This is a genomic window from Arthrobacter sp. BG5 (genome assembly GCF_056680155.1).
This window is the reverse complement of the sequence record NZ_CM155268.1, coordinates 552,461-566,135: the sequence shown is the minus strand read 5'-3', so window position 1 is coordinate 566,135 and position 13,675 is coordinate 552,461. Positions and strand designations below refer to the sequence as shown.

Annotated in this window: 12 protein-coding genes and 2 tRNA genes; 8 read left to right on the top strand and 6 right to left on the bottom strand. The window is 68.5% G+C overall.

Annotated features, from left to right (window positions below):
• The first annotated feature begins 83 nt into the window (after positions 1-83).
• Positions 84-1,766, top strand: a complete 1,683-nt coding sequence (gene ettA, locus AC1MBE_RS02500; protein ID WP_346960802.1) for an energy-dependent translational throttle protein EttA — start codon at positions 84-86, stop codon at positions 1,764-1,766.
• 98 nt (positions 1,767-1,864) lie between these two features.
• On the opposite strand, the gene tesB is transcribed toward ettA, so the two are convergent.
• Positions 1,865-2,845 (bottom strand): acyl-CoA thioesterase II, encoded by a 981-nt coding sequence (gene tesB, locus AC1MBE_RS02495; RefSeq protein ID WP_479780632.1) that lies wholly within the window; start codon positions 2,843-2,845, stop codon positions 1,865-1,867.
• A 63-nt stretch (positions 2,846-2,908) separates the two neighbouring features.
• Here tesB and AC1MBE_RS02490 point away from each other — a divergent pair, with 63 nt between their 5' ends.
• Positions 2,909-3,568: a DUF8185 domain-containing protein gene (locus tag AC1MBE_RS02490; protein ID WP_479780630.1), complete on the top strand. Its 660-nt coding sequence runs from the start codon at positions 2,909-2,911 to the stop codon at positions 3,566-3,568.
• A gap of 175 nt (positions 3,569-3,743) precedes the next feature.
• Here AC1MBE_RS02490 and AC1MBE_RS02485 read toward each other — a convergent pair whose 3' ends face one another.
• The gene (locus AC1MBE_RS02485; RefSeq protein WP_479780628.1) at positions 3,744-4,202 is read right to left on the bottom strand and encodes a globin; all 459 of its coding nucleotides are present in this window, start codon (positions 4,200-4,202) and stop codon (positions 3,744-3,746) included.
• Position 4,203: 1 nt separating this feature from the next.
• Complete coding sequence (locus AC1MBE_RS02480; protein ID WP_479780626.1) at positions 4,204-4,860, bottom strand: mechanosensitive ion channel family protein; 657 nt, start codon at positions 4,858-4,860, stop codon at positions 4,204-4,206.
• Positions 4,861-4,948: 88 nt separating this feature from the next.
• On the opposite strand from AC1MBE_RS02480, the gene AC1MBE_RS02475 reads away from it, so the two are divergent.
• The gene (locus tag AC1MBE_RS02475) at positions 4,949-5,956 is read left to right on the top strand and encodes an NAD-dependent epimerase/dehydratase family protein (protein WP_479780624.1); all 1,008 of its coding nucleotides are present in this window, start codon (positions 4,949-4,951) and stop codon (positions 5,954-5,956) included.
• On the opposite strand, the gene AC1MBE_RS02470 is transcribed toward AC1MBE_RS02475, so the two are convergent.
• Positions 5,944-6,456, bottom strand: a complete 513-nt coding sequence (locus AC1MBE_RS02470) for an OsmC family protein (protein WP_479780622.1) — start codon at positions 6,454-6,456, stop codon at positions 5,944-5,946. The two genes, AC1MBE_RS02475 and AC1MBE_RS02470, sit on opposite strands and share 13 nt — an antisense overlap.
• A 95-nt stretch (positions 6,457-6,551) precedes the next feature.
• Positions 6,552-9,104, bottom strand: coding sequence for an aminopeptidase N (gene pepN, locus AC1MBE_RS02465; protein WP_479780620.1), 2,553 nt, complete (start codon positions 9,102-9,104; stop codon positions 6,552-6,554).
• Between the two features lie 145 nt (positions 9,105-9,249).
• Between pepN and AC1MBE_RS02460 the strand changes: the two genes are divergently transcribed.
• From AC1MBE_RS02460 to AC1MBE_RS02450, 3 genes are all read left to right on the top strand, one after another.
• A complete protein-coding gene (locus AC1MBE_RS02460; RefSeq protein ID WP_479780619.1) occupies positions 9,250-10,251 on the top strand; it encodes a hypothetical protein in 1,002 nt (333 codons plus the stop codon).
• Positions 10,252-10,323: 72 nt separating this feature from the next.
• Entirely contained in the window at positions 10,324-10,818 is a 495-nt protein-coding gene (locus AC1MBE_RS02455) for a ribose-5-phosphate isomerase (protein ID WP_479780617.1), read from the top strand.
• On the top strand, positions 10,818-11,768 hold the full coding sequence (locus tag AC1MBE_RS02450; protein ID WP_479780615.1) for an Fpg/Nei family DNA glycosylase: 951 nt from the start codon (positions 10,818-10,820) through the stop codon (positions 11,766-11,768). Before AC1MBE_RS02455 ends, AC1MBE_RS02450 begins: the two co-directional genes overlap by 1 nt.
• A 143-nt stretch (positions 11,769-11,911) precedes the next feature.
• Here AC1MBE_RS02450 and AC1MBE_RS02445 read toward each other — a convergent pair.
• Positions 11,912-11,982, bottom strand: a tRNA-Gly gene (locus tag AC1MBE_RS02445).
• 131 nt (positions 11,983-12,113) lie between these two features.
• Here AC1MBE_RS02445 and AC1MBE_RS02440 point away from each other — a divergent pair.
• Positions 12,114-12,188, top strand: a tRNA-Pro gene (locus AC1MBE_RS02440).
• 68 nt (positions 12,189-12,256) lie between these two features.
• Positions 12,257-13,669, top strand: coding sequence for a trigger factor (gene tig / locus AC1MBE_RS02435; protein ID WP_479780613.1), 1,413 nt, complete (start codon positions 12,257-12,259; stop codon positions 13,667-13,669).
• The last annotated feature ends 6 nt before the right edge of the window (positions 13,670-13,675 follow it).

Genomic DNA, 13,675 nt, shown 5'->3' with positions numbered 1-13,675 from the left:
CTCCCCGGATTACGCCGCCTGGACCCCGGCTGGCAGCGCCCCGGAATGTGAGTTATCCGCGCCAAGCCACTAGATTTGTAGGCATGGCGGAATTTATCTACACAATGACCAAGGCCCGTAAGGCCGTTGGCGAAAAACTTATCCTCGACGACGTGAGCATGTCCTTCTTCCCGGGGGCCAAGATTGGTGTTGTTGGTCCGAATGGTGCCGGTAAGTCCACCATTCTCAAGATCATGGCCGGCCTGGACACCCCCTCCAACGGCGAGGCCCGGCTGAGCCCTGGCTACACCGTCGGCATCCTGCTGCAGGAGCCGCCGTTGAACGAGGACAAGACCGTTCTGGGCAACGTCCAGGAAGGCGTCGGCGAGATCTACGGCAAGATCCAGCGCTTCAACGAGATCTCCGAAGAAATGGCCAACCCGGACGCTGATTACGACGCCCTCCTCGAGGAGATGGGACAGTTGCAGGAAGCCATCGACGCTGCCGACGCCTGGGATCTGGATTCCCAGCTCGAGCAGGCCATGGATGCCCTGCGCTGCCCGCCCGCCGATGCCGACGTGACACTGCTCTCCGGTGGTGAGCGCCGCCGCGTGGCCCTCTGCAAGCTCCTGCTGCAGAAGCCGGACCTGCTGCTCCTTGACGAGCCCACGAACCACCTCGACGCCGAGAGCGTGCTGTGGCTTGAACAGCACCTCTCCTCCTACCCGGGCGCCGTCCTCGCCGTCACCCACGACCGGTACTTCCTGGACCACGTGGCCGAATGGATCGCCGAGGTGGACCGCGGCCACCTGTACCCGTACGAGGGCAACTACTCCACGTACCTCGAGAAGAAGCGTGCCCGCCTGGAGGTCCAGGGCAAGAAGGACGCAAAGCAGGCCAAGCGCCTCTCCGAGGAACTCGAGTGGGTCCGCTCTAACGCCAAGGGCCGCCAGACCAAGTCCAAGGCCCGCCTGGCACGCTACGAGGAAATGGCCGCCGAGGCGGACCGAACCCGCAAACTCGACTTCGAAGAGATCCAGATCCCGCCGGGACCGCGCCTGGGCGGGCTGGTCCTGGAGGCCAAGAACCTCCAGAAGGGCTTCGAAGACCGCACCCTGATCGACGGGCTGTCCTTCACGCTGCCGCGCAACGGCATCGTCGGCGTCATCGGCCCGAACGGCGTCGGCAAGACCACCCTGTTCAAGACCATCGTGGGGCTGGAGCCCCTCGACGGCGGCGAGCTGAAGATCGGCGATTCCGTCAAGATCTCCTACGCGGACCAGAGCCGCGGCGGCATCGACCCGAACAAGACCTTGTGGGAAGTCGTTTCCGACGGCCTCGACTTCATCCAGGTCGGCCAGGTCGAGATGCCGTCCCGCGCCTATGTCGCCGCCTTCGGCTTCAAGGGCCCGGACCAGCAGAAGAAGGCCGGGGTGCTCTCCGGTGGTGAGCGCAACCGCCTGAACCTGGCGCTGACCCTCAAGCAGGGCGGCAACCTGCTCCTCCTTGACGAACCGACCAACGACCTGGATGTCGAGACGCTCAGCAGCCTCGAAAACGCCCTGCTCGAATTCCCGGGCTGCGCCGTCGTCGTCTCGCACGACCGTTGGTTCCTGGACCGGGTGGCGACCCACATCCTGGCCTACGAAGGCGACGAGGAGAACCCCTCGAAGTGGTACTGGTTCGAGGGCAACTTCGAATCCTACGAGGAGAACAAGATCGAGCGCCTGGGCCCCGACGCGGCCAAGCCGCACCGCGTGACGCACCGCCGCCTCACCCGCGACTAGGTTTCGCGCAGCAGCCCGCCAAGCGCGCATGAAGGAGGCCGGTTCCCCCGCGGGGGAACCGGCCTCTCCGTGTCCTGGCCGGCGTCGGTCCGGCTTGGTCAGCCGCGGTCGGCCTTGCGCATCTGGTGCTGCAGGACCTTGGTCTGGACGGCGCCCTTGACCTTGTTTTTCAGGTCGGTCGGCACCCGGATCATGCCCTCCTGGGCCACCGTGGCCACATGCCGGCCGTCCCGGCTGAAGATCTTTCCCGTCGCCAGGCCCCGGGCGCCCTGAGCGCTGGGGGATTCCTGGACGTAGAGCAGCCACTCATCCACCCGGACGGGCCGGTGCCACCACATGGCGTGGTCCAGGCTCGCGACGGACATTCCCGGGGTGATCCAGCTCATCCCGTGCCGGCGCAGCACGGACTCCAGCAGCGTGTAGTCGCTCGCGTAGGCCAGCGCCGCGCGGTGCATCTGCGGGTCGTCCGGCATCGGCCCGAAAGTGCGCATCCAGACGGCGTTCCGGGCCTCCTTCGGACCTTTGGCGGAGACATAAAGGGCCGGATCCACGTGGCGGATGTCGAAGGGCCGCTCGTAGGCCCAGTGCCGGGCCACCGGGTGGTCGTACTTGCCCAGCAGGTCGGCCGTGCTCGGCAGCGACTCCGGATCCGGTATGCCCGCCGGCATTTCGGTCTGGTGCTCAATCCCTTCGTCTTCGTCCTGGAAGGACGCGATCATCGACAGGATGGGCATGCCCTCCTGGTACGCGTGGACCCGCCGAGCGGAGAAGGACCGGCCGTCGCGGAGCCGCTGCACGCCGAAGGTGATGGGCTTGTTGGCGTCACCCGGGCGGAGGAAATACCCGTGCATGGAGTGGACGCCGCGGCCCTCCGGGACCGTGCGGCTGCCGGCCACCAACGACTGGGCCAGCACCTGGCCGCCAAAGACACGCTGCCGCGGCTGCTTCTGCGAAGGACCCATAAAGATGTCCTCATCCGTCCGGGCTCCCTCCAGCTCGCCAAGGTTCAGGAGTTGGATGAGCGAGGAGGTGGGATCCTCGGTGGGCATCGCCTGCAATCCGGCTTCAGCTTCAGTCATGGTTTGACTCTAGACGTCACCCCGGCACGGCTCAAAAGAGGCACAGCCGGTAGAGTCAGGATTGTGCCTGACGTCCTAACCCAGCCCCTGCAGTTCACCGATCCCCGCGACCTCGCCGACCTGCGCACCTTCGCCACCCGGGCCCGGACCATTGACGACGGCGCGATCCGGCTGAGCGCCGCCGGACCCGTCCTGGCCGCCTATGTCTGCGTGCTCCGGCCCCGGCTGCTCGGGGAGTCGACCCCGACGATCCTCGGCCTCCGGACCGTGGCGCTGGCCGCGCCCGCGGAACTCGACGTGACCGTCCCGCTGTCCGCGGTACTGGACCGGCTGGCACGCGCCGGCGCCGACGACGTCGAACTTCCGGTACCACCGATGACCGTCACCGAGTCGTGGGCCGGCGTCGGCGCCCCCCGCAGCGGCTGGGAGCCGCTCGGGGCGCTCCCCGACGCGGTCCTGCGACAAGCCGCGGAGGCCGGCATCACGGAGATCGCCGCCATCATCCCCGACAAGCCCGGCGCGCTGATCGTCAACAATGCCCGGGCCACGGTCTGGGGACGTCTGCTGCCGGACGCCGGCGGGCTGCCCGCGGGGGCGGCCTTCGCCGCGTTGACGCTGGGCTTCCTCGCTGACGGGGAACAAAGCCTCTTCCGGGCCGGCCGGTGGTTCCGGCTCAGCGGCCCCCGCGGCCACGTCCTGGTCCGCTCCGGCTCAGGACTCTAGGCACCCCGGTCCACGGCGGTTTCGTCACGGATTATCAGCATGGACTCACCCTACCGACCGTGACGACGGTCTCGTCTTAAAACACTTGTCGCCCGGAAACCCGGCTAGGTATTATTGAGGCAGAAAGACCCCGGAGACATTCCCCCAAGTGCCTCCGGGGTCTTTCCATATCGTCCTAGGCCCCGGACGGGCTGTTGACCATCGAGAGCGCGGCCCGTTCCATGTAGTCCCAAAGCGTTCCTTCGTAGAGCGGCGGCAGCTCCAGGGCGTCGACGGCGGTGCGCATGTGGTGCAGCCAGGCGTCCTTCGCCTCCGGGGTGACGCGGAACGGCTGGTGCCGCATCCGGAGCCGCGGGTGGCCGCGCTCCTCGCCGTAGGTGGTGGGCCCGCCCCAGTACTGCTCCAGGAACATCAGGAAGCGCCGCTTGGCCGGGCCGAGGTCTTCCTCCGGGTACATCGGGCGCAGCAGCGGATCCGTCGCGACGCCGTCGTAAAACACGTCGATCAGCTTCACGAACGTTTCGTGGCCGCCCACGGCGTCATAGAAGTTGTCCGTGTAGCCGGGCCGGCTGAAGGGATCGTTCTGCATCAGCAGCTTGGGCTGGCGGGGCTCGCCGGCGCTGGGGATCGTCATATTATTCTCCGGCCTGTTGCTGGGTTGCGGGGGCGTCGTCCGCCGTCGAATCGCCCGGCGCCACATAGCTGCCCTGCGAGCGGTTGCCTACCCGCAGGATCTCGCCGTTGCGCAGATACCAGACGGTGCCGTCCTCGGCCCGGACCCGGGTGATACGCAGGCCCATGGACTCCACCGTGCCCACTACTTCGGACGTTTCGATGATGTCCCCGATCCCGTACTGGTCCTCGATGGTGATGAAGATGCCGGCCAGGAAGTCGCGGATCAGCTGCTGGGCGCCGAAACCGATGGCGACGCCGAGGATGCCCACGCTGGTCAGCAGCGGGGCGATGTTGACGTTGAGGTTCTGCAGGACGTACATCACCGTGATAACCACGACCAGCACGCTCACCACACTGTTGAGCAGGGACCCGATCGTGTTGGCCCGCTGCTCGCGCCGCTGGTGGTCCAGGGCCCGCAACGCAGGGGCCACCCAGCGGAAATGCGGCTTTTTGAAGAACGTGGTGCCGGCGGCGACGCGCTTGGTGATACCTGCGATCACAAACGACGCCACCAGCCACGTGGCGACGCCGACGCCGATGCTGATCAGGACGCCCGGCAGGTTGACTGCCGAGATGTCCGGCGGCGTGATGGGCTCAGCGGTGATGAGGCGGTACATCGGCGGGGTTTGCTCCTTCGGGGCGCCCGCGTTCGCCGGGCGCATAACACTCTGTTCAGTTTCAACATTAGCGCCGTAGCGTTGCGCCATGCGCATCCTGGTCCTTGGCGGCACCGCCTTCCTGTCCGCAGAAATCGCCCGACAGGCGGTCGCCGCCGGGCACGAGGTCATGTGCCTGGCCCGCGGGACCCGTTGGACCCCGCCGGAGGGTGCCACCTGGCTGCAGGCGGACCGGTCGCAGGGCCCCGCCGCCTACGCCGGCGCCGCCAGTGCGGGGGAGTGGGACGCCGTCGTCGACGTCGCCCGGCATCCGGGGCAGGCGCGGGAGGCGCTGGAAGCCCTGGCCGGAACTGCCCGGCACTGGACCTTCGTCTCAAGCTGTTCGGTCTACGCGGACCATTCCGTTCCCGGCGCGGCCGAGGACGCCGCGGTGCTGGCCCCGCTGGCGGCAGACCTGGAGCCGACCCCGGAGAACTACGGTGAGGCGAAGTCGGCCATTGAACGCTCGACGGCGGAACTCGCCGGGGACAAGGCACACCTGTGCCGCGCCGGGCTGATCAGCGGGCCGGGCGACGAATCGGACCGCTACGGATACTGGCTGGCCCGCTTCGCCCGGGACCCGGGTCCGGCACTGGCCCCGGACATCCCGGCGGACCGCACCCAGGTCATCGATGTGCGGGACCTGGCCGCGTGGGTGCTGCGGGCGGCGGAAACCGGGGTCACCGGGGCGCTGAACGCGGTGGGCGACCCGGTGCCGTTCGCCGCGTACCTCGACGCCGCGCGGCAGGCCGCCGGGGGAAGCGCCGAGGTGGTGGCGGCCCCGGCCGACTGGCTCGCCGCCCGCGGGGTGAACTACTGGGCGGGTCCGGACTCGCTGCCGCTCTGGCTGCCGACCGGCCATGACGGCTTCGCGGCCCGCAGCAACGCGGCGGCGCGGGCCGCCGGGATGACGCTGCGGCCCTGGACGCAGACGGTGGCGGACACCCTGGCCGACGAACACCGCCGCGGACTCGGCCGGGACCGGAAGGCAGGCCTCAGCTCGGACACCGAACGCCGGCTGCTGCGTGAATTCCGGGCCGGCGTTCAGCCCGACTGAGCGTCCGCGCCCGGAACGCCGGCGGCGGGGTCCACGACCGCCGAGGGCTCGTGCCGCACCGGAAAGTTGACGCTCCGGGCAATGAAGCAGACCGCGTTCGCCCTGCGGTGCAGCTCCGCCAGCAACTCTTCGGCCACCGGAGCCGCCGTCGTGACCCGGGGCTTGAGGGTGACCGATTCGAACTGGCCGCTGCCGTCCCGGTTGGTCCGCATCACGCCCTCGGCGCGGTCCTCGTAGCCGGTCACCACCACGCCGTGCTTCACGGCCACGTGCAGGAAGGACAGCATGTGGCACTGCGAGAGCGCCGCCAGCAGCAGCTGCTCCGGGTTGTACCGCTCCCGGTCGCCGTGGAACGTGGGGTCAGCGGAGCCTTTCAGGACCGGCAGCCCGGGGATCTCGACGTCGTGGTCACGCGAGTAGCCGCGGTACGAGGACGTTCCGGCCCCGAGGTTCCCGGTCCAGCGCACGGTCAACGCGTAGTGGTGCTCGTCGAGGCTCATGCCGCCAGTCTAGCGGCGCCAAAACGCCAGGACCCCGGCGCCGCCATGCGGTGCCGGGGTCCTGGGTCGAGGGGGTCTAGAACAACGACGCGCGCCTAGACGTCCGCCGCGCGGGCACGCAGGGCGCGGGCGACGCCGTCGCGGTTTTCCAGCATCATCCGGCGCAGCGCCGCGCTGTCTTCCGGCAGCGACGCCAGGAACTCGTCCGTGCGGTCCACCGTGGCCTGCGTGGTCAGCTGCGCCGGGTAGAGCCCGACGACGATCTGCTGGGCCAGCGCGTGCGTGCGGTCCTTGACGATGCCCGGGACGGCCGCGAAGTACTGCTCGGCGTAGGGCTCCAGCAAGGACGTGTCCAGCACCCGGGTGAAGCCGGCAACCGCCGAACCCTGCAGGGCGTTGGACAGCTCGCCCTTGACCACGATCGACTCCCAGGCCGCGGCCTTGGCCTCGGCGGTGGGGATGGCTGCCTTGGCCAGGGCCGCCGCGTTCTGTCCGGTGGCGGTGTTGTCGTGCTCCAGCTCGGCGTCGATCTGCTCCTGCCCGGCGCGGCCGCCGACGACGAGGGACGCGATCAGCTCCCAGCGCAGGTCCTGGTCCACGGTGAGGCCGGCCAGCTCCTGCGAGCCGTCCAGCAGGGCCGCCACGGTGTCCAGCTGCCCGGCGCTGCGGGCCAGCAGCGCGTAGGACTTCACGAACTGCAGCTGCGCGTCGGAGCCGGCCGGGACGCGGGAGGCGAGCTCCCAGAGCCGGTCGGCGGCGGCGGTCGCGGTGGCGTCCTTGTGCTCCGCCGCAACGTAGAAGTTCAGCGTGGTGGCGAGCTGGCGGAGCTGGACCAGGATCACGGAGGAGTCGGATTCCTCGGCGATGTTGGCCAGGATCAGTTCCACGTAGCCGCGGGCCGGGGTTTCGCCGTCGCGGGCCGCGTCCCAGGCCGAGCCCCAGACCAGGGTGCGGGGCAGGCTCTGGCCGAAGTCCTTCAGGTGCGCCGTGGCGGTGGCGAGCGACTTCGGGTCCAGCCGGACCTTGGCGTAGGCGAGGTCGTCGTCGTTGAGCAGGATCAGGTCCGGCTGCGCCAGGCCCGCCAGGGCCGGAACCTCGGTGCGCTCGCCGTCGACGTCGAGCTCCTCGCGGTGCACGCGCTCCAGCTTCCCGGCGCCGTCCAGGTTGTAGAAGCCGACGGCGAGCCGGTGCGGGCGGATGGTCGGCTGGGCCTCGGTGGCGGACTGCAGGATGGCGAAGGAGGAAATGTTCCCGTCCTCACCGACGGACAGTTCGGGCTTGAGCGTGTTCACACCGGCGGTCTCGAGCCAGAGCCGGCCCCAATGGTCCAGGTCGCGGCCGCTGGCCTTTTCCAGCTCGACCATCAGATCGCTGAGCTCGGTGTTCTGCCAGGAGTGCTTGCGGAAGTATTCGCGGACGCCGGCCATGAATTCTTCCGGACCCACCCAGGCCACCAGCTGCCGCAGCACCGAGGCGCCCTTGGCGTAGGTGATGCCGTCGAAGTTCACCTCGACGTCCTGCAGGTCGTTGATCTCGGCGAAGATCGGGTGCGTGGTGGGCAGCTGGTCCTGGCGGTAGGCCCAGGACTTCTCCACCGAGGCGAAGGTGGTCCAGGCATGGTCAAACTTGGTGTTCTCGACGGCGGCGAGGTGGGACATGTACTCGGCGAAGGACTCGTTGAGCCAGAGGTCGTTCCACCAGCGCATGGTCACAAGGTCGCCGAACCACATGTGGGCCAGCTCGTGCAGCACGGTGATGGCGCGGCGTTCCACCTGGGCGTCGGTGACCTTGCTGCGGAAGACGTAGCCCTCCAGGATGGTGACGGCGCCGGCGTTCTCCATGGCCCCGGCGTTGAACTCCGGCACGAAGAGCTGGTCGTACTTCTCGAACGGGTACGGGCAGCCGAACTGTGCCTCGAAGAACTCGAAGCCCTGACGGGTGAGGTCGAATATGTTGTCCGCGTCGAGATACTGCATCAGCGACTTGCGGGCAAAGACGCCCAGCGGGGTGACTTTACCGTCCGCGGACTTCACCTCGCTGCGGACCGACTGGTACGGCCCGGCGATCAGCGCGGTGACGTAGGAGGAGAGCCGCGGGGTGGGGGCGAATTCCCAGACGGAGCGGGCGCCGCCGTCCTCGCCGGGAATGGTTTCCACCGGCACCGGGGTGGGGGAGTTGGAGACGACGTCCCAGTGCGAGGGCGCGGTGACCGTGAAGCTGAAGCTGGCCTTGAGGTCGGGCTGCTCGAAGACGGCGAACATGCGCCGGGAATCGGGAACCTCGAACTGGGAGTACAGGTAGACCTCGTTGTCCACCGGGTCCACGAAGCGGTGCAGGCCCTCGCCGGTGTTCATGTAGGGCGCGTCCGCGACCACCAGCAGTTCGTTCTCCGCGGCCAGGTCCGGCAGCTGGATCCGGATGCCATCGGAGACCTCCGCGGGATCCAGCTCGCGGCCATTGAGCGTGACGCTGTGCACCGCGTGGGTGACGGCATCGATGAAGGTCGAGGACCCGGGCTTGGCCGTGAACTTCACAGCGGTGGTGGAGCCGAAGACCTTCTCGCCCCGGGTCAGGTCGAGGCTGACTTCGTAGGAGTCGACGGCGATCAGTTCGGCGCGCTCGCGGGCTTCGGCGCGGGTGAGGTTCATACCGGGCAAGAGGTGCCTCCAGGAGTGGTGGGAACGATGGAAACGATACTGTGAAATTATTCTTTCACGTTGCGGCGGCTTGGCAAGTTGTCCACGTCACAGCGGACCCGCTCCGGGCGGCTCCGGCAGGGGTAGCGTTGGAGCTATGGGAAAGATCCGGGATTCCGTTGACGCCAGGGCCCTGCGCTTCGCCGTAGGCTTCCCGCTGATGCTGGCCGCCGCCTTCGTGGTTTGCGCGCTGCTGATCCGCGCCGACCTGCCCGAGCCGCTGGCCGTGCGCTGGACCGATGCCGGCGCCGCTGACTTTGCGCCCTTCGGGGCCGTGGTGGGGGTTGGCGGGACCCTGATCGTGCTGGTCGGCTGGGCGGTCCTGCTCCAGGCGGCGCCGCTGTCGCGGCCGGCCATGATGCGCCGGTTCATGATGGGCGCCGGGCTGGCCGTGAGCCTTTTCGTCACCACCGTCCTCGCCGCTGTGCTGGTGGGCCAGCTCGGCCTGGCCGACGCCCGGGAGTCCCGCGTGGACGTGGCCGTCCTGGCCATGGGCAGCGGGGCGGCGCTGGGGCTCGGGGTGGTGATGGGATTCGTGTTCAAGGCGGACGAGCGGTGGTCCACAGACGACGAGCGGGCCGTGCAGGCGGCGCTCGAACGGGAGCTGGACCCCGAACTGGCCGGCGATTCGGTCAGCCTCTGGGTCCACGCCCGCAGCTCGGTCTTTGTCATGTTGGGGATTGCCACGCTGTTTCCCGCGGCCCTGCTCACCGTCGCCGTGCCGTGGCTGGCCGCGCTGCTGGTGGCGGTCGCGCTGCTGGCGGCCGTGTTCCTCTTCGCCCGCATCCGGGTGGACCGGAGCGGCCTGCGGGTGTTCGCGGCCGGGTTCGTCCGGGTCATGGATGTTCCCGCGGCGGCCATCGACTCGGCGACGCCGAAAGACGTCAGGGCCGCCGACTACGGCGGCTGGGGCTACCGCAGCCATGGCAGCACGACGGCGATGCTGGTCAGCAGCGGTCCTGCCGTCGTCGTCGACCGTTCCGACGGCCGCCGGCTGGCGGTAAGCGGCGGCAGCGCCACGACGGCGGACAATGTGGCGCAGGTGCTCTCCCGCGTGGCGGCCCGGGCGCGCCGCAACGGCGGGGCGCCGGCGGCCTAGCCCTAGTAGGCTGGGGAGAGCCCTGATCAGCAGCGCCGAGAGTCCGCCGGCGCCCCAAAGAACGGATACGCCGTGACCACTGCCCCGGATTTCCCGCGCGTTCACATCGCCACCGACCACGCCGGCATGGAGCTCAGCGCCCACCTGGTGGGCCACCTCAGCGCGAAGGGCTACGACGTCGTGGACCATGGTCCCAAGGTCTACGACGCGCTGGATGACTACCCCTCCTTCTGCATCAACGCGGCCCGCGCCGTCGTGGCCGACCAGGAGGCCGGCACCCCCGCGCTGGGCATCGTCCTGGGCGGCTCCGGCAACGGCGAGCAGATCGCGGCCAACAAGGTCAAGGGGGTGCGTGCCGCCCTGGCCTGGAACCTGTCCACCGCCAAACTGGCCCGGGAGCACAACGACGCCAACGTGGTGGCGGTCGGCGGCCGCCAGCACAGCGTCGATGAGGCCACCGCGATCATCGAGGCCTTCCTCACCGAGCCCTTCAGCAACGACGAGCGGCACATCCGCCGGATCGGCAAGATCGCCACCTACGAGGCCACCGGCGAGGTCGTCGAGTAGTGCCGGAAGGGCATTCGGTCCACCGGCTGGCCCGCCAGTTTGCCGACGTCTTCGCGGGGGAGCGGCTCGCCGTGTCCAGCCCGCAGGGACGCTTCGAACCGGGGGCGGCGCTGCTGGACGGCCACGTCCTCACCGGGTCCGTGGCGCACGGGAAGCACCTGTTCCTCGGCTTCGAGCATGGACTGGTCCTGCATGTGCACCTGGGGCTGTACGGTGCGTGGGACTTCGGCGGGGACGCAGACTTCCGCGGGGCCTCCAGCATCGGCGCGCCCCGGAAGATCGGGGAGCGGGAAGTCCACAGCGACGGCCCGGACCCCGTGTACGCGGGTCCGCCCGCCCCGGTCGGTGCCGTCCGGGTGCGGCTGGCCAGCGGCCACGGCTGGGCCGACCTGCGCGGGGCCACCACCTGCGAGACGCTGACCGGCGTCGAGGTCGACGCGGTAATGGCCCGGCTGGGCCCGGACCCGCTGCGCAACCTCCCCGGCGACCGGGACGCCTTCATCGCCGGGCTGGCGAAAAAGCGCACCCCGCTGGCCACGCTGCTGATGGACCAGAAGGTGATTGCCGGCGTCGGGAATGTCTACCGGGCCGAACTGCTGTTCCGGCAACGGCTGGACCCGTGGCTGCCCGGAACGGCACTGCCGGCGGAAGCCGCCGGGCAGCTCTGGGACGACACCGTCGCGATGATGTCCGACGGCGTCCGCGACGGCCGGATCATCACCACGCCGCCGCGCTACTGGACCGGGCCCGGTGACGGGACGGGGCACGGTGACGGAGAACTCGGGCGCAGGGGCGGGGCGGGGCACAGCGGCAGGTTGCCGGCCCCGGAGGAGGCGCAATTCGTTTACCGGCGGCAGGGCCTGGACTGCCGCGACTGCGGCGCGGCGGTGGCACTGACCGAGCACGCGGCCCGCAAGCTCTACTGGTGCCCGGCCTGCCAGGCCTCCTGAGCGGACCGATGCGCCGGGTCCCGGTGTCGATTGCTCCATAACCGCCCTTTTGACCTGCCATAAGGGCAGTTACGGAGCAGCCGATGGGGGGTGGGCACGAAAAAAGCCCCTCCGGAGAGGGGCTCGTCTTCGTCATATTTCGGAGGGGACGACGGGAATCGAACCCGCGTAATCAGTTTGGAAGACTGAGGCTTTACCATTAAGCTACGTCCCCGGGAATTTGCTGGAACTTCGGCAAAACTTCCGGGCGGCTGTTGAAGCCGGATACAACTAAACCCAATTCAGGCCCCCAGTGTCAAATGTGCAAATCAGCACAGTATGACCGTAGACTGTTCTGTGCACTTACGGGGTGTAGCTCAGCTTGGCTAGAGCGCCTGCTTTGGGAGCAGGAAGTCGCAGGTTCAAATCCTGTCACCCCGACTCTGCAGCAACTGCCAGATAAGTGGCGTTGCAGAACCCCATCCCCCAAAACCAGGAGTACTTAGACTGTGAAGAGCGCTGTCGAGAACCTCACCCCCACGCGGGTAAAGCTCAATGTTGAGGTCCCCTTTGAGGAATTGAAGCCCAGCATCGCAGAGGCATACAAGACTGTTGCTTCGCAGATCCAGGTTCCCGGGTTCCGCAAGGGCAAAGTCCCCTCCAAGCTCATTGACCAGCGCGTCGGCCGCGGCTACGTCCTGGAAACGGCCATCAACGAAGGCCTCAACGGCTGGTACCAGGCGGCCGTGCAGGAAACCGGCATCCGCCCGCTGAGCCGTCCCGAGGTTGAAATCACCGAGGTGCCGGACCCGTCCGCCACCGACGGTGAACTGAAGTTCCACGCCGAGGTCGACATCCGCCCCGAGATCGAGCTCCCGGACTACTCCGGTATCAAGGTTGAGGTTGCCGCTGCCGAGTCCTCGGACGCCGACGTCGACAAGGCCCTCGACGAGCTGCGCGGCCGCTTCGGCACGCTCAAGTCCGTGGACCGCCCCGCCGCCGACGGTGATTTCCTCACCATCGACATCACCGCCACGATCGACGGCGCCGAGGTTGATTCCGCGTCCGGCCTGTCCTACCAGGTAGGCGCCGGCACCATGCTCGAAGGCCTGGACGAAGCCGTCACCGGCCTCAGCGCCGATGAGGACGCCATCTTCGACACCACCCTCGTGGGCGGCGACCACGCCGGCGAGTCCGCGCAGGTCAAGGTCGTTGTCAAGGCCGTCAAGGAGCGCGAGCTCCCCGAGGCCAACGACGACTTCGCCCAGCTGGCCTCCGAGTTCGACACCCTGGCCGAGCTCCGTGAGGACCTGGCCAAGCAGGCCGCCGACTCCAAGACCGTCGAGCAGGGTGTCGAGGCCCGCGACAAGGTCCTGGACAAGCTCGTCGAGCTCGTTGAGGTTCCGGTTCCCGAATCCGTCGTCGAAGAGCAGCTTGAGCAGCACTTCAGCGCCGAGAACTCCCACGGTGAAGGCGAGCACGACACCGAGGAGCACCGCGCCGAGGTCAAGGCCAACACCGAACGGGCCTTCCAGAACGAGGTCATCCTTGACGCGATCGCCGAAAAGGAAGAAGTCAACGTCACTCAGAACGAGCTGATCGACTACATCGTGACCACCGCCAGCCAGTACGGCATGGACCCGAACCAGTTCGCCCAGATCATCGATCAGAGCGGCCAGGTCCCCATGATGGTTTCCGAGGTCCGCCGCCGCAAGGCACTCGCCGTGGTCCTGGGCCAGGCCGAGGTCACCGACACCGAGGGCAACAAGATTGACCTCAGCGACTTCGTCCGCCCCGGCGGCGAAGAGGCCTCCTTCGAAGCCGAGTCCGCCGAGGCATCCGAGGAAGCAGCCGAGTCCTCCGATGACGCTGCAGCCACCGAAGCGCCGAAGAATGACGACCCCGCGGCCGTGAAGTTCTAGCACCCG

Excerpts from the sequence above, each read along its gene's own strand:
- AC1MBE_RS02480 (WP_479780626.1), bottom strand. The coding sequence starts at position 4,860 with ATGTACCGCCTCATCACCGCTGAGCCCATCACGCCGCCGGACATCTCG.
- AC1MBE_RS02470 (WP_479780622.1), bottom strand. The coding sequence starts at position 6,456 with ATGAGCCTCGACGAGCACCACTACGCGTTGACCGTGCGCTGGACCGGG.
- AC1MBE_RS02460 (WP_479780619.1), top strand. The coding sequence starts at position 9,250 with ATGGGAAAGATCCGGGATTCCGTTGACGCCAGGGCCCTGCGCTTCGCC.
- pepN (WP_479780620.1), bottom strand. The coding sequence starts at position 9,104 with ATGAACCTCACCCGCGCCGAAGCCCGCGAGCGCGCCGAACTGATCGCC.
- AC1MBE_RS02475 (WP_479780624.1), top strand. The coding sequence starts at position 4,949 with ATGCGCATCCTGGTCCTTGGCGGCACCGCCTTCCTGTCCGCAGAAATC.
- AC1MBE_RS02485 (WP_479780628.1), bottom strand. The coding sequence starts at position 4,202 with ATGACGATCCCCAGCGCCGGCGAGCCCCGCCAGCCCAAGCTGCTGATG.
- ettA (WP_346960802.1), top strand. The coding sequence starts at position 84 with ATGGCGGAATTTATCTACACAATGACCAAGGCCCGTAAGGCCGTTGGC.
- tesB (WP_479780632.1), bottom strand. The coding sequence starts at position 2,845 with ATGACTGAAGCTGAAGCCGGATTGCAGGCGATGCCCACCGAGGATCCC.